The organism is Sinorhizobium sp. 7-81 (assembly GCF_030124405.1).
Classification (GTDB): Bacteria; Pseudomonadota; Alphaproteobacteria; order Rhizobiales; family Rhizobiaceae; genus Sinorhizobium; species Sinorhizobium psoraleae.
On the sequence record NZ_JASKLT010000005.1, the window covers coordinates 112,490 to 132,698 of the forward strand.

At 62.3% G+C, this 20,209-nt stretch carries 13 protein-coding genes; 7 read left to right on the forward strand and 6 right to left on the reverse strand.

The window, feature by feature from the left end; genetic code table 11:
- Positions 1–90 precede the first annotated feature (90 nt).
- Positions 91–4,878 (reverse strand): NAD-glutamate dehydrogenase, encoded by a 4,788-nt coding sequence (locus QN224_RS18480; RefSeq protein WP_283977872.1) that lies wholly within the window; start codon positions 4,876–4,878, stop codon positions 91–93.
- A gap of 282 nt (positions 4,879–5,160) precedes the next feature.
- Here QN224_RS18480 and pdxY point away from each other — a divergent pair, with 282 nt between their 5' ends.
- Both pdxY and QN224_RS18490 read left to right on the forward strand, forming a co-directional pair.
- Positions 5,161–6,042 (forward strand): pyridoxal kinase PdxY, encoded by an 882-nt coding sequence (gene pdxY, locus QN224_RS18485; RefSeq protein ID WP_173508637.1) that lies wholly within the window; start codon positions 5,161–5,163, stop codon positions 6,040–6,042.
- A gap of 73 nt (positions 6,043–6,115) precedes the next feature.
- Complete coding sequence (locus tag QN224_RS18490; protein WP_283977873.1) at positions 6,116–6,757, forward strand: carbonic anhydrase; 642 nt, start codon at positions 6,116–6,118, stop codon at positions 6,755–6,757.
- 69 nt (positions 6,758–6,826) lie between these two features.
- Here QN224_RS18490 and QN224_RS18495 read toward each other — a convergent pair whose 3' ends face one another.
- Together QN224_RS18495 and QN224_RS18500 are read right to left on the reverse strand one after the other, a co-directional pair.
- Positions 6,827–7,648, reverse strand: a complete 822-nt coding sequence (locus QN224_RS18495; RefSeq protein ID WP_173508639.1) for a lytic transglycosylase domain-containing protein — start codon at positions 7,646–7,648, stop codon at positions 6,827–6,829.
- Between the two features lie 176 nt (positions 7,649–7,824).
- Positions 7,825–8,859, reverse strand: coding sequence for an aspartate-semialdehyde dehydrogenase (locus QN224_RS18500; RefSeq protein ID WP_283977874.1), 1,035 nt, complete (start codon positions 8,857–8,859; stop codon positions 7,825–7,827).
- Between the two features lie 550 nt (positions 8,860–9,409).
- Between QN224_RS18500 and QN224_RS18505 the strand changes: the two genes are divergently transcribed.
- Positions 9,410–11,299 carry an MFS transporter gene (locus QN224_RS18505; protein ID WP_173508641.1) on the forward strand — a complete coding sequence of 630 codons (1,890 nt, stop codon included), beginning with the start codon at positions 9,410–9,412 and terminating at the stop codon, positions 11,297–11,299.
- Positions 11,300–11,408: 109 nt separating this feature from the next.
- Here QN224_RS18505 and QN224_RS18510 read toward each other — a convergent pair whose 3' ends face one another.
- Positions 11,409–12,101, reverse strand: coding sequence for a phosphatase PAP2 family protein (locus QN224_RS18510; protein ID WP_283977875.1), 693 nt, complete (start codon positions 12,099–12,101; stop codon positions 11,409–11,411).
- Positions 12,102–12,255: 154 nt separating this feature from the next.
- Entirely contained in the window at positions 12,256–13,368 is a 1,113-nt protein-coding gene (gene leuB / locus QN224_RS18515; protein WP_283977876.1) for a 3-isopropylmalate dehydrogenase, read from the reverse strand.
- A 278-nt stretch (positions 13,369–13,646) separates the two neighbouring features.
- Here leuB and QN224_RS18520 point away from each other — a divergent pair, with 278 nt between their 5' ends.
- Complete coding sequence (locus QN224_RS18520) at positions 13,647–14,288, forward strand: LysE family translocator (protein ID WP_173508644.1); 642 nt, start codon at positions 13,647–13,649, stop codon at positions 14,286–14,288.
- Positions 14,289–14,371: 83 nt separating this feature from the next.
- The gene (locus tag QN224_RS18525; protein ID WP_283977877.1) at positions 14,372–16,459 is read left to right on the forward strand and encodes a M3 family metallopeptidase; all 2,088 of its coding nucleotides are present in this window, start codon (positions 14,372–14,374) and stop codon (positions 16,457–16,459) included.
- 211 nt (positions 16,460–16,670) lie between these two features.
- Here QN224_RS18525 and QN224_RS18530 read toward each other — a convergent pair whose 3' ends face one another.
- Positions 16,671–17,843: a dihydrodipicolinate synthase family protein gene (locus QN224_RS18530; protein WP_283977878.1), complete on the reverse strand. Its 1,173-nt coding sequence runs from the start codon at positions 17,841–17,843 to the stop codon at positions 16,671–16,673.
- A 320-nt stretch (positions 17,844–18,163) separates the two neighbouring features.
- Between QN224_RS18530 and QN224_RS18535 the strand changes: the two genes are divergently transcribed.
- The gene (locus QN224_RS18535) at positions 18,164–19,207 is read left to right on the forward strand and encodes a LacI family DNA-binding transcriptional regulator (protein ID WP_173508646.1); all 1,044 of its coding nucleotides are present in this window, start codon (positions 18,164–18,166) and stop codon (positions 19,205–19,207) included.
- Entirely contained in the window at positions 19,204–20,205 is a 1,002-nt protein-coding gene (locus tag QN224_RS18540; protein ID WP_283977879.1) for a Gfo/Idh/MocA family oxidoreductase, read from the forward strand. The genes QN224_RS18535 and QN224_RS18540 overlap by 4 nt, the downstream gene beginning before the upstream one ends.
- Positions 20,206–20,209 lie beyond the last annotated feature (4 nt).

Below are 20,209 nucleotides of genomic sequence, written 5' to 3' on the forward strand. Positions count from 1 at the left end.
GACTGCTTGGCGAGGGCCGATAACGCGTTGAAATCGCGAGGAAACCCGAAGCGGAATCAGTCCTCCGGGCCGATACCCGGAGGGACTGTGTCATTTCGTCTTGCCGCGTGCAAGGTCGTTGAGCAGGCCAGCCGCAACCGTAATCTTGGCGAGTGTCGTCTCGCCTTTTTCGGTGAGCAGCTTCAGCTGGTCGCCAACGCGTGAGACGCGTTCGCGATCACTGTCGTGCCAGGCAAGAACCGGATTGCGTTCGCCCTTCTGCTCGACCAGCGCTGCGACAGTGATGTCCCGCCTGGCGGCGCCGATATCGGCGACGGCGCGCGAAAGCGCCATCGCCTCGAACTGCTCCGTCGCCGGTACGCGATCGGCGGCGGCCAGCAGACGATTGATCCTGAGGTTCTCCGTCACGGTGAAATAACCCTGCGCGGTGCGGCTCAGCGTTTCGCCGGTCTCGGTGGAGATCTGCATGATCTCCGGCATGAGGGTCATCAGCGACAGTTCGGCTATTTCCTCCGCGAGCTTTGCCGGCGCGCCGCTTTCGATGAAGGCTGCGGCCTTCAGGCGTGCCTCTTCGGCGCTGTCGCCGGAGATTGCCGTGCGCATCGTGCCGCGCAGCTTCTGCAAGCCGTCGCGCAGACGCGAAACCGCATCGGAAACGGGGCCACTCGAGGCGCGCGTGCGCAAAGCCTTCTCGGTTACGAGCACGAAGATGCGGCTCACTTCCTGATAGAGCGCATTCTGTACGGCGCCGCTGATCCTGTTGTCCAGCGCGTCGATCTCACCGTAAATCCGCTGCAGGTCGAAGCCGTCGAGCGCCAGCACGGCCGCCTTGACGACATCGCCGGAGAGAAAGCCGGTCGTATCGGTCAGCGTCGAAACGAATGCGGGACCACCGCGGTTGATCACTTCGTTGCCGAGGACCGTCGCGATGATCTCGCGGCGCAGCCGGTGCCCGCGGATATCCCCGGCATAGGTCTTGCGCATCTTTGCCGGGAAATAGCGCTCCAGCGTCGCAGTGAAATAGGGATCATCCGGCAGATCGCCGAGGATCAGCTCTTCGAACAGCACCAGCTTCGCATAGGAAAGCAGAACGCCGATCTCAGGACGCGTCAGCGGCTTGCCCGCCTGGTAACGCTCGCTCATGGCCAGCTCCGTCGGCAGGGTCTCGACCTTACGGTTGAGGTGGCCATCGGCCTCGAGTCGCGCCATAAGCCGCGAGAGCGAGGTGCGGTTCGCGAGCCCCTGCATTTCCGTCAGCGAGATTGCCAGGGATTGCTGGTAGTTGTTGCGCAGCACGAGATGCGCCACCTCGTCGGTCATCGAAGCGAGAAGCGTGTTGCGCTTCGGCCGTGTCAGACGTCCGTCGCGCATGGCCGAAGCAAGCGCGATCTTGATGTTGACCTCGACGTCGGAGGAGTTGACGCCGGCCGAATTGTCGATCGCGTCGGAATTGCAGCGCCCTCCGGCGAGCGAGAAGCCGATGCGGCCTTTCTGGGTGACGCCGAGATTGGCGCCTTCGCCGATAACGCGGGCACGCACTTCCTCCGCCGTGACGCGGATCGCGTCGTTGGTGCGGTCGCCAACCTCGGCGTCCGTTTCGTTGCTGCCGCGCACATAGGTGCCGATGCCGCCGAACCAGAGCAGATCGACCGAGCTCTTGAGGATGGCGTTCATGATCTCGAAGGGGGTCGCCTTCTGCTTGTCGAGGCCGATGGCTGTCATCGCCTCCGGCGTCAGGGTCACGAACTTCTCCGTGCGCGAGATGATCATTGCGCCCTGCGACAGCGCCTTGCGGTCGTAGTCCTGCCAGCTCGAGCGCGGAAGCGCGAACATACGCTTGCGCTCGGCGAAGGAAAGGTCGGTATCCGGATTCGGATCGATGAAGATATCGCGGTGGTCGAAGGCGGCGATCAGCCGGATCTTCTCCGAGAGCAGCATCCCATTGCCGAAAACGTCGCCGGACATGTCGCCGACGCCGGCGACCGTGAAGGGCGTCGTCTGGATGTCGATGTCCATCTCGCGGAAATGACGCTTGACCGTCTCCCAGGCGCCGCGGGCGGTGATGCCCATCTTCTTATGGTCGTAGCCCGCCGAGCCACCGGAGGCGAAAGCATCATCGAGCCAGAAGCCGGCTTCCTGGGCAAGCCCGTTGGCCGTGTCGGAGAAGGTGGCGGTGCCCTTGTCGGCCGCGACGACGAAATAGGGATCGTCGCCATCGAGTCTCAGCGTATCGGCCGGCGGCACGACGTCATGGCCGACGATGTTGTCGGTGACCGACAAAAGCGTGCGGATATAGGTCTTGTAGGCTTCCGTGCCGACCTTGAAAATTTCGTCGCGCGTGCCGCCGACCGGCAGCTGCTTCGGATAGAAGCCGCCCTTGGCGCCGACCGGCACGATGACCGCGTTCTTTACCTGCTGCGCCTTGACGAGGCCGAGTACCTCGGTGCGGTAGTCCTGCGCCCGGTCCGACCAGCGAAGGCCTCCGCGGGCCACCTTGCCAAAGCGCAGGTGCACGCCTTCGACCTCGGTGCCGTAGACGAAGATCTCGCGGAAAGGCCGAGGCTCCGGCAGACCGTCGAGTTGCTTCGGATCAAGCTTGAAAGCCAGAACCGCACGCGGCCTGCCGTCCGCGTCTTTCTGGAAATAGTTCGTCCGGAGCGTAGACTGGATCACGTTTACATAGCGGCGCAGGATCTGGTCCTCGTCGAGGCTCGGCACGGCCGAGAGCGCCTCCTCGATGGCCGAGAGTAAGGCGTTGCCTTTCTTCGTCCTCGCCCTCGCCTCGATCTTCGGATCCATGCGCGTCGCAAACAGCCGGAAGATGTCGGCGGCGATCGCCGGATGCTTGTTCATCGTGTCGGCGATATAGCCCTGCGAATAGGTAATGCCCGCCTGGCGCAGATAACGGGCATAGGCGCGCAGCACCGTGACTTCGCGCGCGGTGAGGCCGGCAAGCAGGATCAGCCGGTTGAAGGTGTCGTCCTCGATCGTGCCGTTCCAGGAAGCCAGAAACGCCTCTTCGAGCGCCACACCGGTCTTGGCGAGATTGAGCGCATGTCCATCGCGGTGGACCAACTCCATGTCGTGCAGCACGACAAGCCGCTGTTCTTCCGCATGCCCGCTGACGCCGATGTCGTAGGTCTGCTCGCTGATGACGCGGAACCCGAGATTTTCAAGGAGCGGCACCCGACGCGAGAGCGAGACGGGATCTTCCGCGTGGAAGATCTTCAGTTCGAGCGTGTCCGGCCGTTCTTTCTGCTTATGATAGAACGAGATGCGGATTGGGTCGTCGCGCCGGCAGGCGGCGATGTCCTGAAGATCGTCATAGGCTTCAGCCGGCGTGAAGGCCGCCTGATAGGCTTCGCCGACCGAGATCTCGATGCCGTCCTTGCGCGCAAGCAGGTTGAAGCGGTCGGTCCAGCGGGTGACGATGCTGCGAACCGCCTCCTCGAGCTTGGCCTGCGGAACGCGCGGCGTCTTCCCGCCATAGCGGCCGATAATGAAATGGACGCGCGCCAGCCCGCCTTCGGGGAAAGCGGGATAATAGGCAGAAACGCGACCGTCATAGACCGTTCTCAAATAGTTGCCGATCTTCTCGCGGACGTCCGAATCATATTGCTCGCGCGGCACGAAGACGAGGACCGAGACGAAACGGTCGAAATGGTCGATGCGCGGCAGCACGCGGATGCGCGGCCGGTCGCTGAGCTCGTTGATCTGCTCGCAGAACGCAGCCAGCAGCCCGACGTCGATCTGGAAAAGATCGTCACGCGGATAGGATTCCAGCGTGTTCGCCAGCATCTTGCCCGAATGGCTCTGGGGATCGTAGCCGAAATGATCGATGATCTTTTCGATCTTGTGTCTCAGCAGCGGTATTTCGGACGCCTGACGCGTATAGGCCGTCGACGTGAAGAGGCCGACGATGCGCAGTTCCCCGATCACGTTGCCGGAGGTGTCGAAGCGCTTGACGCCGATGTAGTCCATATAGGCGCGGCGGTGGACGAGGGATTTCACATTGGCCTTGGTGACGATCAGGAACTCCGGCCCTTCGAGGAAGGCGAGGATCTCTGGCGTCGTCAGCACGGCGTCCTTGCCCTGGCGCAATACCCGGACATCCGGATTGGAGAGAAGGCCGAGGCCCCTGCCCTTGCCGCGTTCGACCGTCGCCTTCTCGCCCTTGCCGGAATAGGTGTATTCCCGCATTCCGAGGAACGTGAAATTGCTGTCTCTTAGCCAGCGAAGGAAAGCGAGCGCCTCGTCACGATCGCTCTTCTTGCGCGAAGCATTGTAGTCTTCCAGTTCCTTCATGGCCTGGTTGAGCAATGTCGTCATCGCCGGCCAGTCGTGAACGGCTTGATGGACCTGGTCCAGCACGTCGGTGATGCGCTTGCTGAGCTGGCGCGCTTCGAGCGGTGCGAGCTTGTCCAGGTGAATCTGGATATGGCTCACCCGGTGCGCCGGATCGCTTTCCTCATCCGGATCGTACGCCTTGATGGGCTTGCCGGGTTCCCTGACGAGAATGGGATGGATTGCGAGATGGATGTCGCGGTGCGTGCTCGTCACCTCGCCCATGATCGAGTCGTAGAGGAAGGGCATGTTGCGTTCGGTGATGGCGATGATCGAGACGTCCGTGCCGCCGGGCGCAACGCCCGGCACGGTTTCGACCGAAACCTGCGGCTTGCCTCCGTCCCAGCGTGCGAGTTCGTTGCGTGCATGTGCGGCGGTCAATGCCAGCATGTCGGCGGTGTAAAGATCTAGGTCGTCGTTGCTCGCCCCGCCGAAGAGGATCTCGGGCGCCAGCGCCTCGGCGCCGATCTTCTCCGCAGCCGCCTTGGCCGCGTCGATATGCCTGTCCCGCTTCGGATTGTATTTCACGCCCATGAACTGTCTCCCCGTACGTGATAGATGAACCTATCAGAACCATGGCCAATGGCGACCGTTTTATGCCCGTTTTCGGCAAAATCGAGCTGAATTTTGGAGAAATTCGCGCGATTTCGACCTAAATCCATTTAAATCGAAGGCGATTTTGCAAAAATTGCTCGAAAAACGGTGGAAACGCACGAAAACGCCGAAGCCCGGTTTCGGGCATCTCTGGCATCCGCTGTTGACAGGCCGGTGACAGTCGGGCGATCACACCTCGATTCGAAGGAATGGGATTGCCCGATGCCCGAAACGCATGCCGCACCCGGCGCCGTCATCGTTATTTCAAGCCATGTGGTTCGCGGCACCGTCGGCAACCGGGCCGCGGTCTTCGCGCTGGAGACGCTCGGGCACCGCGTCTGGGCCGTGCCGACGGTGATATTGCCGTGGCATCCGGGCCACGGCCCTTCGACACGGGTGACGATCGCCGATCAGGAGTTCCAGTCGATCATCGAGGATCTCGTCAATGCGCGTTGGACCGGCGAGGTGCGGGCGGTTCTCTCCGGGTACCTGGGTTCGCCCGGCCACGTCGAAGGCGTTGCTGAGCTCGTGACGGCATTACGTCAGCGCAATCCAGATCTTGTATACGCCTGCGACCCGATCATCGGCGATGGCAACGGCCTCTATGTCTCTGCCGAGATTGCCGCCGCCGTTCGCGACCGGCTGCTGCCGCTGGCGACACTGGCGACGCCCAACCGCTTCGAGCTTTCGTGGCTTGCCGGTGCCGCGCTTGAAACGAATACGGCGATTCTCGATGCGGCACTCGGTCTCGGACCGTCACGCGTGCTGGTGACCTCGGCGATCCCGATGATGAGCGGTGGCACCGGCAATCTTTATCTGTCGGGCAGCCATGCGCTGCTCGCCGAACACCGGTTGATCGACAATCCACCGAACGGCACCGGCGATCTGCTCGCCGCCGTGTTTCTGGCGCGGCTGCTTCAGGGGCTTTCGGAAGAGCGGGCGCTGCAGATGGCGACCGCCAGCGTATTCGAGATCATCGCGCGCACGGCGAAGCGCGGCGCCGACGAGCTGACGCTCGAGCAGGATGCCTCGAGCCTCGCAACGCCCATGGCCATGGTGCAGATGCGGCGCCTCTTGCATCCAGGCCAGGTGCGGCGGAGATAAAGAAGTATTCACGCACAGCCATTGCGTGGCATCGTGGATTGATGTGTCGGCAGCATTGGGGTAACCGATCGATATGCAGCACTTTCCGGATCATCTTCTGAACGGCTACCGCAACTTCATGAGCGGTCGTTTCAACGAACAGCAACAGCGCTATCGGACACTCGCCGAAAGCGGTCAGAAGCCGAGGACGATGGTCATTGCCTGTTGCGACTCGCGGGCCGCGCCGGAAACTATCTTCGATAGTGGCCCCGGAGAACTCTTCGTCGTTCGCAACGTCGCCAACCTGATGCCGCCTTATGAGCCGGACGGGCATTATCATTCGACGTCGGCCGCCCTCGAATTTGCCGTCCAGTCGCTCCGCGTCAGCGACATCGTCGTTATGGGGCATGGGCGCTGCGGCGGCATCAAGGCGGCACTCGATCCGGACGCCGAGCCCCTATCCCCCGGCGATTTCATCGGCCGCTGGATGAACCTGCTGAAGCCGGCCGCGGAACAGATCCAGAGCAACGAATTCATGACACAGGCGGAACGGCAACGGGCGCTCGAACGGGTGTCGATCCGGAATTCGCTTGCCAACCTGCGCACCTTCCCCTGTGTCCAGATTCTCGAGGCGAAGGGCAAGCTGCAGCTTCATGGCGCCTGGTTCGATATTTCAACCGGCGAGCTTTGGCTGATGGACGCCAAGACCGGCGATTTCGCCCGACCGGGCATGTAATCGGGCCGGGCATGCAAAAAGCCCGGTCCTTTCGGACCGGGCTCGAAATCCATATTCTGTTGGTCGCGATCAGTCGCCGTCTATCTCGGCGCCGATGATGGCGATCGCCTGCTGGTACACGCTGGCGGCGTTCCATCCCTGGATCGCACCGTAGTTGACCTCGCCCGGCTGATAACCGCCGCCCGGCTGCCATCCATGGCCGCGCAGGAAGTTGGCGGTGGAGGCGAGTGCGTCCGCCTTGGAGCGGACCATGTCGACATGGCCGTTGCCGTCTCCGTCCACGCCGTATTTCAGGACGTTCAGCGGCAGAAACTGCGTCTGGCCGATCTCGCCATGGGCAGCGCCCCGCGCAGCGGGGCTCAGATCGCCGCGCTCGACAAGCTGGAGCGCTGCGTAGAGCTGGTTGGTGAAATAGTCGGAGCGGCGGCAGTCGTAGGCGAGCGTCGAGACGGCCGAGAGCGTGTGTTCCTTGCCCAAGAAGGAACCGAAGCCGGTTTCCATCCCCCAGATCGCAATCAGCGGTCCCGCCGGGACGCCGAAGCGCTGTTCGATGCTGGCAAACAGCTTGGCGTTCTGTGCCCGCATCTTCTTGCCGCGCGAGATGATCGCCTGACCGCCACGCTTCTGCATGAACTGGTCAAGCGAGAGCTTGAAGCTCTTCTGGCCGCGGTCCGCGCGGATGGTCGCCCTGTTATAGGAAACGTTGGAGAGTACCTGGTCGAGTACCGCCCTGCTGATGCCGTTGCCGGCGGCTTCCTGCTTGAACTCAGCTACCCAGGCCGCAAAGCCGCTCCCGTCATTGCCGCATTGAGCCGCCGCGGCGGCCGTGGGAAGGATTGCCGTCGAAACCAGGGCCGCAAGCCCCGCCGCTACGCACTTTGCCCTGTGCATGAAATACCCCGTCATTGCCCGAACAATCGCTTGTCTTCAATTACTGGTCCCGCGTCGCGGGATGCTAGTCATGTTTCACGTGAATCCGCCCAATACCGGCGGAAGAACCCAATGCGAAGCCCCGCGGGTCCTTGGCGGACCGGGCGGGGCTTTGCTTCAGTCCCGAGCGGGGCCGGTCAGGCGGCCTGCTTGCGGGGCTTGACCAGACCGCGATTGACGAGCAACTCGGCGATCTGGATGGCGTTGAGCGCGGCGCCCTTGCGCAGGTTGTCGGAGACCACCCACATGTTGAGGCCGTTCTCGACCGTGGCATCCTCGCGGATGCGCGAAATATAGGTCGCGTCTTCGCCAGCGCATTCGTAAGGCGTCACGTAGCCGCCGTTCTCATGCTTGTCGACGACCAGGCAACCCGGCGCTTCGCGCAGGATCTCGCGCGCCTCGTCTGCGGTGATTTCATTCTCGAATTCGATATTGACCGATTCCGAATGGCCGATGAAGACCGGGACGCGCACGGCCGTGCAGGTCACCTTGATCTTCGGATCGAGCATCTTCTTGGTTTCCGCCAGAACCTTCCACTCTTCCTTGGTGTAACCGTCTTCCATGAACACGTCGATGTGCGGGATGACGTTGAAGGCGATCCGCTTGGTGAACTTCTTGCTCTCGATCGGATCGGCAACGAAGACGGCGCGGGTCTGGTTGAAAAGCTCGTCCATGCCGTCCTTGCCGGCGCCGGAGACCGACTGATAGGTCGAAACGACGACGCGCTTGATCTTGGCGTGGTCATGCAGCGGCTTCAGCGCGACGACGAGTTGGGCCGTCGAGCAATTCGGGTTGGCGATGATGTTCTTCTTGGAGAAAAGGCCGATCGCATCCGGGTTCACTTCCGGAACGATCAGCGGAACGTCGGCGTCGTAGCGCCAGGCGGAAGAATTGTCGATGACGACGCAGCCCTGCTGGCCAATCTTCGGCGAATACTTCTGCGAAACCGCGCCGCCGGCCGACATCAGGCAGATGTCCGTATCGGAGAAATCATAAGTTTCGAGGTTGGAAACCTTCAGCGTCTTGTCGCCATAGGAAACTTCGGTGCCGATGGAGCGCGACGAGGCAAGCGCCACAACTTCATCGGCGGGAAACCCGCGTTCCGAAAGGATGTTCAGCATCTCCCGGCCGACATTGCCGGTGGCGCCTGCGACTGCAATCTTGAAACCCATGATCTAAGCTCTCTTTCTGTCTCTCCTCGTCTGGTGGAGGGGGAAGCCGCGCGGGAGGCCCGCGAGGTTTCCTGTCCCCGGCCTTACCGGGGAGAGAGCGGAGGGCCAGAGACGTCAGACGGTTTTCGTCGTCGTTTTGGCCGTTGTTTTGCTAGCGAGCGAGAAATGGCGAGCCTGCCCGGCAACTGCCGGCAAGATCGACGCAGCGATGGACGGACCGTTCGGTCGCATTGCGGTTTCCTCGTTCGCCGCTGCTCTTACGCGGTTTTCGGCAAGAGTCAAGCCGCCGCCGGCGTTTGCCGCCACCGCTGTCTGTTCGCCAGCGCCGGAAAGAGCGAAAACCGCGCCACACTTTTGCGTGATACGGCTTCGGGATCGCGCCCGATCGCCGCATTAGACGAAAGTCATACGCCCAAAGCATCTCTGCCTTGGCTGCCACTTTTCTGACATCCTTTGATCAGGCGCACCACGTCCGGGCATTCAGGGAGGAATGGCCGGACCGGGGAATGGGCGCTCCAATATGCCAATTTTGGAGTGGAGGATTATCAAAATGGCGAATGTCGCAACAGTGGACGGCGCAAAAGCCGGCCCCATGACCGGCGAGGAGAAGAAGGTCATCTTCGCTTCGTCGCTCGGTACCGTCTTCGAATGGTACGACTTTTATCTTTACGGCTCGCTTGCCCTCTATATCGGCGCGACCTTCTTCAGCCAATATCCGCCGACGACGCAGGCCATCTTTGCGTTGCTCGCCTTCGCTGCCGGCTTTCTGGTGCGCCCGTTCGGCGCGCTCGTGTTCGGCCGCCTCGGCGACCTTGTCGGCCGCAAATATACCTTCCTCGTTACGATCCTGATCATGGGCTTCTCGACGTTCCTGGTCGGCGTCCTGCCCGGCTCCGCCTCAATCGGCATCGCAGCGCCGATCATCCTGATCGGTCTACGTTTGCTGCAAGGTCTTGCGCTTGGCGGTGAATACGGCGGTGCGGCAACCTATGTGGCAGAGCATGCCCCGCATGGGCGCCGCGGCTATTTCACCTCCTGGATCCAGACGACGGCGACGCTTGGCCTGTTCTTGTCGCTGGTGGTCATCCTGGCGGTTCAATACATGGTCGGCAAGGAAGCCTTCGCCGCCTGGGGCTGGCGCGTGCCATTCCTGCTCTCCTGCGTGCTCCTCGGGGTTTCCGTCTGGATTCGCCTGAAGATGAACGAATCTCCCGCCTTCAAGCGGATGAAGGAAGAGGGCAAGGGCTCGAAAGCGCCCCTGACGGAAGCTTTTGGTCAGTGGAAGAATGCGAAGATCGCACTTCTGGCACTCTTCGGTGCGGTGGTCGGCCAGGCAGTCGTCTGGTACTCGGGCCAGTTTTACGCACTCTTCTTCCTCACGGGCGTCCTGAAGGTGGACGGGCAGTCGGCGAACCTGATGGTTGCCGCCTCGTTGCTTCTCGGCACCGGCTTCTTCGTCTTCTTCGGTTGGCTGTCGGACAAGATCGGCCGCAAGCCGATCATCATGGCGGGCCTGTTGCTTGCCATGCTCACCTACTTCCCGCTGTTCAAAGCGCTGACCTGGGCCGGCAACCCGGCGCTTGCCGAAGCGCAAGAGAACGTCCGCGCCACGGTCACTGCGGCCCCTGGGGATTGCAATTTCCAGTTCAACCCGACAGGCGTTCAGAAGTTCACGAGCTCCTGCGACATTGCGACCGCGTTCCTGACCAAAAACTCCGTTCCCTATGACGTCGTAAGCACTGCGGCGGCGGGAACGCCGGCGACCGTCAAGATCGGTGAGTCAACGATTAACAGCTACGACGCGGTTGCCGCGGGCGACAAGGCGAAGGCAGAGGATGCGGCCTTCAGCAAGCAGGTCAACATGGCGCTTCAGGCTTCCGGCTATCCGCTGGTGCGTGCGGCGGCGAAGGTTCCGGAATCCAAGCTCGACGCCTTCGTTGCAGCCAATCCGGAACTGGCGCTCGACGCCGCTGCTGTCCGAGCCGGCGAAAAGACCATGGTACCAGCCGACAAGCTGACTGCCGACAAGCTGCTGACCAAGGAAGAACTCGGCGGCGCCACGGAAATGGCAGTCTATTCGATCGACAAGGGCGGCGCCTTCACGATGGTGGCCGATCCGGCCCGCGTCAACTGGACGACGATCATCGCCGTGCTGACCGTTCTCGTCATCTATGTGACGATGGTTTACGGCCCGATCGCCGCGCTGCTGGTCGAACTCTTCCCGACCCGCATCCGCTACACCGGCATGTCGCTGCCCTACCACATCGGCAACGGCTGGTTCGGCGGCCTGCTCCCGGCAACGGCCTTCGCGATGAGCGCGGCCCAGGGCGATATCTATTATGGCCTCTGGTACCCGATCGTCTTCGCCGGCATCACGCTGGTTATCGGGCTCTTGTTCCTGCCGGAAACCAAGGACCGCGATATCCACGTAATGGACTGAGTGGGCGACCAAAATCATGACGCGGGATGCGGGCGGAGACCCCGTTCCTCATCTCGCCGAACGACCTCTCCTGACTCCGGCGCGGCCTTCCGCGCCGGCTTTTTATTTGTCAACTTGGTGGGGGGGTCGCGTTTTTCGGTGCCGGCCAGCCACCCGCGTCCAAGCGGAAGAGCCAGCCTTGCCGGGCAAAAACGAATGCGATCATCATCGCGACCCAGAGGCCGAGCAGCAGGCCGGCGGCAACATCGCTCGGATAGTGTGCGCCGACGATTACGCGCGAAACGCCGATCGCCAATGCCAGTATCAGGAACACGGGTCTCAACTGCGGCATCAGCATCGCGAAGGCGCCGAAAAGGGCGCCGGCCGCCATCGAATGGCCTGACGGGAAGCTTTCAAACAATCGTTCACCGGTAAACGGCGTCAGGCTGTAGGCGCCGTAGTCGGCGAAAAGTTCCGGCCGCGCCCGGCCGATCAGGAATTTCAGCCCATGCACCAGCACGCTTGCGGTGCCGATCGTCAGAAGAAAATAGGCGGACAGATTGCGCGCGCTTCTCGCTCGGTGCCGAACCGTGTCGTGATGCGAGTCCCGCCGGTCAACGTAGGCGACCTGCAGCAGGAAGGTAGAAGTGTAGATCATCCAGGCGAATGTGCCGAAATCGGTAATCGTCCGGTTGAAGGCGACGATTTCCTCTGGCAGGTCCTGCGCCCATTGCGACAGTTGCGGATCGAAGGGAACGAGGGCAAGCACGAGCACCAGCGTCGTCAGGAATATCCAGGCCGTGGAAGCAAGCGGTTGATTCATATTTCGTCTTTCCTTCGCATCCTTCTGCATGTGAAGCCGGACGCAACGAAATCAAGACCCAAATATAAAACACCTCCGGAACGTCTCCGGAGGTGCTTGTTCATCGGACCACATCGGCACGAGCCGAGTGAAACGTCAGATGCCGGTGCGCCGGTCAGACGGTAAGCGCCTTGAACTCGGCAAGGATCGCGTCGCCCATATCGGTGGTACCAACCTTTTGGCAGCCTTCGGCCATGATGTCGCCGGTTCGGATGCCCTTGTCGAGCACGTTGGCGATCGCCTTTTCCAGATTGTCGGCTTCCTTCACGAGGCTGAAGGAATAGCGCAGGCACATGGCGAAGGAAGCGATCATGGCGATCGGGTTGGCAATGCCCTTGCCGGCAATGTCCGGCGCCGAGCCGTGCACGGGCTCGTAGAGCGCCTTGCGCTTACCCGTCTTGGGATCAGGCGCGCCGAGCGAGGCGGAAGGCAGCATGCCGAGGGAACCGGTCAGCATGGCGGCGACGTCGGAGAGCATGTCGCCGAACAGGTTGTCGGTGACGATCACGTCGAACTGCTTCGGCTGCCGCACCAGCTGCATGCCGCCGGCATCGGCCAGCATATGCTCCAGTTGCACGTCGGCATATTTCGCCTTGTGGGTCTCGGTCACGACCTGGTTCCAGAGCACGCCGGACTTCATCACGTTGCGCTTTTCCATCGAGCAGACGCGGTTCTGGCGCGTGCGGGCGAGCTCGAAGGCTACCCCGGCGATGCGCTCGATCTCGTAGGTGTCATACACCTGCGTGTCGATGCCGCGCTTCTGGCCGTTGCCGAGATCGATGATCTCCTTCGGCTCGCCGAAATAGACGCCGCCGGTCAGCTCGCGGACGATGAGGATATCGAGGCCTTCGACCAGCTCGGTCTTCAGCGAGGAAGCATTGGCAAGCGCCGGATAGCAGATGGCCGGGCGCAGGTTGGCGAAGAGCTCCAGGTCCTTGCGCAGGCGCAGGAGACCAGCCTCCGGCCGCACCTCGTAGGGAACCGCATCCCACTTCGGTCCGCCGACGGCGCCGAAGAGCACTGCATCGGCGGCGAGCGCCTTCGTCATGTCCCCTTCCGAAATCGCCACGCCATGGGCGTCATAGGCGGAGCCGCCCACGAGGCCTTCATCCGTCACGAAGCCGGCACCGAGTTCGGCGTTCATGTAGGCGATGATTTTGCGGACTTCCGCCATGGCTTCCGGGCCGATGCCGTCGCCGGGCAGAAGGAAGAGATTGCGCGCAGTCATGGATAGTCCTTCTCAAGGGGGAAACAACTGCATGTTCGCTTAAATCCCGCCCGATTTAAGGGTGAGAACATGCAGCACTTTAAAATGCTACAGCGATCTTCGTGCGTCTGAGCAGACGCACGGTGCTGTAGGCCGCGTTCTTAGCGCAACTTCGTATCGAGGGAAATCTTTGTGACGAAAGAATTGTGCGCGCCGGCCCGCCCGCCCCTTCCCGTTTCCGCTTGACGGAATCGCGCGCTGAGGCTCGAATGGCCGGACTCAACCGGGGATTTTCCAAGATGTCCGAGACGCTTCTTGTCGGTGCCTTTCTCGCAGCACTTTCCTACACGCTGATCCCCGGCCCCGCTTTTCTGGCGCTGCTTGGCATCGGCGCCGGCCAGGGCCGCAAGGCCGGTGCGCTCTTCATGGGCGGTCATCTTGCCGGCGATATCGTCTGGTCGACGCTGGCGCTCGTCGCGATCGTCGGTGCGCGATCGATCGGCACGGCAATCTTCGACGTTCTCGGCCTATTCTGCGGCGCCTACCTCGCCTGGATAGGCTGGACTGCGCTTCGCGCCCGGCCGAAGGGTGAGAATCGCGCTTTGCTGACAGTGGAGCGGCCGCTCCGCCGCGGCCTGATTTTCGGGCTCACCAATCCCAAAGGCTATCCGGTGGCGCTGGCGACGTTCACGGCGCTGCTTGCCGGTTCCGCCAACGCGCTCGAGTTCAACGCCCTGCCGATGCTGCTCGCCGTGTCGCTGATCGGTTTCCTCGTCGCCGATGTAATTCTGATCGCGATCATCGGCGCGTCCGTCGTTCGCCGCTTCTATCGCCGTCACGAGCTGGCCATTGTGCGGCTCTCCGGCCTCCTGTTCATCGGCTTCGCCGCGCAGGCCGTCTGGCATGCGGCGCCCGGTCTCTTTGGCATGCGCAAGCCTTGACGATCCTGCCATTGCCAACCACTTCAAACATCTCCGCCGGCCAGCCGCCCGCTCCGCCGGCCCAGCATGCGAAAGGAATCCCCATGACTGCAAGCGCTTCGCTCAACCCCGCTCTTGTAAACTGGACCGGACACGAGGGTCTGCCGCGCTTCGATGCGGTCAAGGATGAGGACTTCGCACCCGCCTTCGACGCGGCGCTCGCGGCCCATGAGGCGGAAATCGATGCGATCGCCGGCAATCCGGAGCCGCCGACCTTTGAAAACACTGTCGTCGCCCTGGAAATCGGCGGAGACGAACTTTCACGTGTCTCGGCGCTTTTCTGGAACAAGGCCGGCGCGCACACCAACGACGTGATCCAGGCGCTCGAACGCGAGATCGCGCCGAAGATGTCGCGGCACTATTCGAAGATCGGCATGAATCCGGCCTTGTTCAGCCGTATCGACAGACTATGGGAGAAGCGCGAAGAGCTCGGCCTCGATCTCGAGGCGACGCGCGTCCTCGAGCGGCACTGGAAGGGCTTCGTCAAGTCCGGCGCCAAGCTCGACAAGCCGGAGCAGGAGCGGCTTGCCGCCATCAACGAAAAGCTTGCCGGCCTCGGCGCCAAGTTCGGCCAGAACGTGCTTGCCGACGAGAAGAACTGGGCGCTGTTGCTTGCGAGCGACGAGGAACTCGCCGGCCTTCCGGAATTCCTGAAGGATGCGATGGCGGCGGCGGCCCGCGACAGAGGCGAAGAGGGCAAATACGCGGTCACCCTGTCGCGCTCGATCATCGAACCGTTCCTGACCTTCTCCGATAATCGCGAGCTTCGCGAGCAGGCCTTCAGGGCCTGGACGGCCCGCGGCGAAAACGGCGGCGAGACTGACAATCTCGACATTATCGCCGAGACGCTGGCGCTCCGGGCAGAGAAGGCAAAGCTGCTCGGATACGAGAATTTTGCGTCGCTGAAGCTCGACGACACCATGGCGAAGACGCCCGAAGCCGTGAACGGCCTCTTGATGCAGGTCTGGGAGAAGGCAGTCGTGCGCGCCCGCGAGGAGGAGGCGGATCTGGCCAAGCTGATTGCCGCCGAAGGGCGCAATCACGAAGTCATGCCGTGGGATTGGCGCCATTATGCCGAAAAGCTGCGGGCGGAAAAATTCAACTTCTCCGAAAGCGAGCTGAAGCCCTATCTCCAGCTCGAGAAGATCATCGATGCCTGCTTCGATGTTGCCCAGCGTCTCTTCGGTGTAACGGCCACGGAGAAGAAGGGCATCGCGGCCTATCATCCCGATGTTCGCGTCTTCGAGATCCGCGACACCTCGGGCAAGCTGGTCGCGCTGTTCCTCGGCGATTACTTCGCCCGTTCCTCCAAGCGCTCCGGCGCATGGATGAGTTCATTCCAGTCGCAGCATAGGCTGAAGCTGAAGAATGGCGAGGAAGGTGAAATCCCGATCGTCTACAATGTCTGCAATTTCGCGAAACCGGCCGACGGCAAGCCGGCCCTGCTGTCGATCGACGATGCCCGAACACTGTTCCACGAGTTCGGCCATGCGCTGCACGGCATGCTCTCCAACGTCACCTACCCTTCCGTGGCAGGCACCGGCGTTTCGCGCGATTTCGTCGAGCTGCCGTCGCAGCTCTTTGAGCATTGGCTGACCGTGCCGGATATCCTGAAGACCTATGCCGTGCACTACCGGACGGGCGAACCGATGCCTCAGGCCTTGCTCGACAAGGTGCTGGCGGCGAGGACCTTCAATTCGGGCTTCGCCACCGTCGAATTCACCTCCTCGGCGCTGGTCGACATGGCCTATCACACGGCGGAAAGCATCACCCAACCCATGGCACTGGAAGCGGCGACGCTCGAAAGGATCGGCATGCCGAAATCGATCGTCATGCGCCACCGCAGCCCGCATTTCCTGCACGTCTTTTCCGGCGACGGCTATTCCGCAGGTTACTATTCCTACATGTGGTCGGAGGTGCTCGACGCCGACGCTTTCGCCGCTTTCGAGGAAACCGGCGATCCCTTCGACCCTGTGACCGCGCGGAAGCTCAAGGACAACATCTATTCGGTCGGCGGCGCCGTCGATCCGGAGGATGCCTACAAGGCTTTCCGTGGCAAGCTGCCAAGCCCGGACGCGATGCTGGCAAAGAAAGGGCTGGCGGCCGTAGCGCCGCCCTCGCCCGCCTCTTAGATCACGATGATTTTAGGTCGAATCGACCTAAAATCATAAACGTGCTCGATTCTAATAGTTAGAGCGGGATGCGGGCGGGAAGCCGCTCACACTTTTCTCATCCCGCTCTAAAGCGCGTCGCGTTCAATCGGACTCATGCGACGCGCTTTAGGTCCTTGTTTTCATGCATGTCGTTGCCCCAAAACCGCTGCACACTTTTGGGCGACATGCATTAGTCCGCCTGTTCGACGCCGAGGACCGCGAGAAGATTGCGCATCCGCGCCGCTGCCAGCTCCGGCTTGTCGAGCACATTGGCCCGGTCGGCGAGGCGGAAGATGTCGGCATAGTGGAGAATCCCGCGGGCGGACTGCAGGCCGGCAGGCAGGGTGAAGTGGCGCTGATGGCCGTTCAGCCAGGCGAGGAAGACGACGCCAGCCTTGTAGTATTGCGTCGGCGCCTCAAAGATCTTGCGCGACAGCGGCACGGTCGGCTCGATCACGCCGCGGAAGGTGGCGACATCGCCGTCTGCCAGGGCGGCAAGCGCCTTCGAAGCCGAGGGCGCCACGGCGTCGAAAATGCCGAGCAGCGCATGGCTGTATTTCTGGCCGTCCCCCTCGATCAGTTCCGCGTAGTTGAAATCGTCGCCGGTGAAGCAGAGAACGCCCTCCGGAAGGCCATTGCGCAGCGCCACTTCCTTGGCGTTGTCGAGCAACGAAATCTTGATGCCTTCGACCTTGGCGCTGTTCTCGGAGATAATCGACAGCACCGTTTCCAGCGCTTCCTCGAAATTCTCCGATCCCCAGTATCCCCTTAATTGCGGGTCGAACATATCGCCAAGCCAATGAAGCACGACCTTGTCCTTGGCCTGACGCAGGATGTGGCCGTAGACACGACGGTAGTCGTCGCCGGAACGCGCTACGCGGGCAAGCGCCCGGCTCGCCATCATGATCGCCCGGCCGCCCTCAGCCTCGACGAAGCCGATCTGCTCCTCATAGGCGGCGATTACGTCGTCAATCGAGCGTGCCGCGTCGGGAGAAAGATGGTCGGTGCCGGCGCCGCAGGCGAGATCGGCGCCCGCAGCGCTCTTCGCCTCGGCAAGCGAACGGCGGATCAGCTCCTGCGCGTCCGGCCAGGCAAGCCCCATGCCGCGCTGGGCGGTGTCCATTGCCTCGGCGATCCTGAAGCCGAGGCTCCAGAGGTGATGGCGAAAGGCCATCGTCGCGTCCCAGTCGATCGCCGGCCTTCCCCAAGGATCGCTATCGCGCAGCGGATCGGAGACGACATGGGCGGCCGCGTAGGCGATGCGATTGAAGGTCGGAACCTGAGCGGGCCGGGCAATGGGCGTTCCCTGCAGCCGGTAATGTTCGAGTGAGCCGTCTTGGCGCGGCAGCGTCAGCCTGGTCATCGGCATGGATCCTCCACTTATGTTGCGGTCACTGGATAATTTAGACCGTTCCAAATTTCAAGATCAAAATGGTCGAACTGCTCGGCGTTTGATCAATCAGCGACCCAGAGTCGATTATCCGAGCAGTCGTCGCGTAGGCGCCAACCCGCATCGTTTCTCAGCTAATTAACTGCACAACCTAGGCAATTTTGTAGGAACTCGTACGACCCGCATTTCCGTTGCTTCATGCGGACACGCATGAAAAAAGTGAATGGAAAGCACTTGACGGAATTGGAACGTTCCAATTATTAAGAAGGCAAGACGTGAATTGGGAGGTCATCGTGGCGAAGGAACGGGTAACGGTTATCGATATTGCGCGCGCCGCCGGCGTGTCGAAATCGACCGTGTCGCTCGTCCTGCAGGGGAGTTCCCTCGTCAATGAGGCGACGCGGGCGAAGGTGAACGCGGCGATCCGCGAGCTTGGCTATGTCTACAACCGCAGCGCCGCGAATTTGCGCCAGTCGAAGTCGAAGATCATCGGCATCGTCGTCAATGACCTGACCAACAGCTTCTTCGCGGAGCTCGCGGTCGGCGTCGATGCCGTCGTGCAGTCCGCCGGTTTCGTGCAGTTCCTCGCCAATACCAGTGAAAAAATCGAGCGCCAGCGCGAGGTGATCGCGTCCATGCGCGAGCACGGCGTGTCGGGTCTCATCATTTCGCCGGCGCGTGGAACCGAAGCCTCCGATCTGGCGCCGCTCGTCGAGAGCGGCATTCCGGTCGTGCTCGTCGTTCGCGACATTGCCGGTGCCGGCGTTTCCTCGCTGACGTCGGACAATCACGCCGGCGCTGTTGCCGCCGTCCGTCACCTGATCGAGCGCGGCCACCGCCGCATCGCCTTTCTCGGCGGCTTTGCCGATACCGCAGTCTTCGAGTCACGCGTGCGCGGCTATCGGGATGCGCTGCTAGAGGCCGGACTCGGCCCGCAAAGTGAGCTGGTCATCGGCTCCGCACCGTCGCGCGCCGGTGGCGTCACGGCGATCGAGCAGGCGATGATGCTGAAAGAACGGCCGACCGCGGCGCTCTGCTTCAATGACGCCGTCGCCTTCGGAGTTTGCGACGGCTTGCGGGCACGGCGACTGGAGCCGGGGGCGGATTTTGCCGTGATCGGCTTCGACGACGTGATCGAGGCGAAGACGGCGGTGCCGGCGCTCACCACGGTTTCCGTCGATCCGCAGGGCATGGGCGAGCGCGCGGCGGAATTGCTTTTGAAGCAGATCAAGGCGGGCCGCGCGGAACCGGAAGCGATCGTCAGCTCGGTGCGGCTTGTCGTCCGCCAGAGCTGCGGCGCAGCGGCCGAACGAAGAATGAAGGAGGTCTCGTCATGATTCGCTGGGGACTGATCGGCGCGAGCACGATCGCGCGCGAGTGGGTAATCGGCGCCATCCGCGCCACGGGCGGAGAGGTCGTCTCGGTGATGAGTTCGAGCGCGGAGCGGGGCCAGGCTTACGCGGCGGAAAACGGTATCGCCAAGGCCGTGACGAGCCTCGACGAGCTCGTCGGCGACCCGAATATCGATGCCGTCTACATCTCGACAACCAACGAGTTGCACCACGATCAGGCGCTGGCGGCGATCCGTGCCGGCAAGCACGTTCTCTGTGAGAAGCCGCTGGCGATGAACCTCAACGACGGCTGCGAAATGGTGCTGACGGCGTGTGAGGCCGGCGTCGTGCTCGGCACGAATCATCATCTACGCAATGCCGCCACGCATCGCGCCATGCGCGAAGCGATCGCCGCGGGCCGGATCGGCAGGCCGATTGCGGCGCGGGTGTTCCACGCCGTCTATCTGCCGCCGCATCTGCAGGGCTGGCGGCTCGACAAGCCGGAGGCCGGCGGTGGCGTCATCCTCGACATCACCGTGCACGACGCCGACACGCTGCGTTTCATCCTTAATGACGACCCGATCGAGGCAGTGGCGATCAGCCATAGCGCCGGCATGGGCAAGGAGGGACTGGAGGATGGCGTCATGGGGGTCTTACGCTTCCGTTCGGGCGTGATCGCCCAGTTCCACGATGCCTTTACGACGAAATATGCCGAGACCGGCCTCGAAGTGCACGGCACCGAAGGCTCGCTGATCGGTCGCAACGTGATGACGCAGCGGCCCATCGGCACCGTCGTTCTGCGCAATGAAGAGGGCGAGAGCGAACTGCCTCTCGACCACCGCAATCTCTACGAGACGGCGCTTACGGCCTTCCACGCCGCGGTCGAGGGGAACGGCGCGCCCTCCGCCACCGGCGAAGACGGAGTTTGGTCGCTGGCGGCCGGCATCGCGGTGCTGAAGGCGGCGGCCACCGGCATGGCCGTCCAGATCGAAACGGGACTTTGAACTC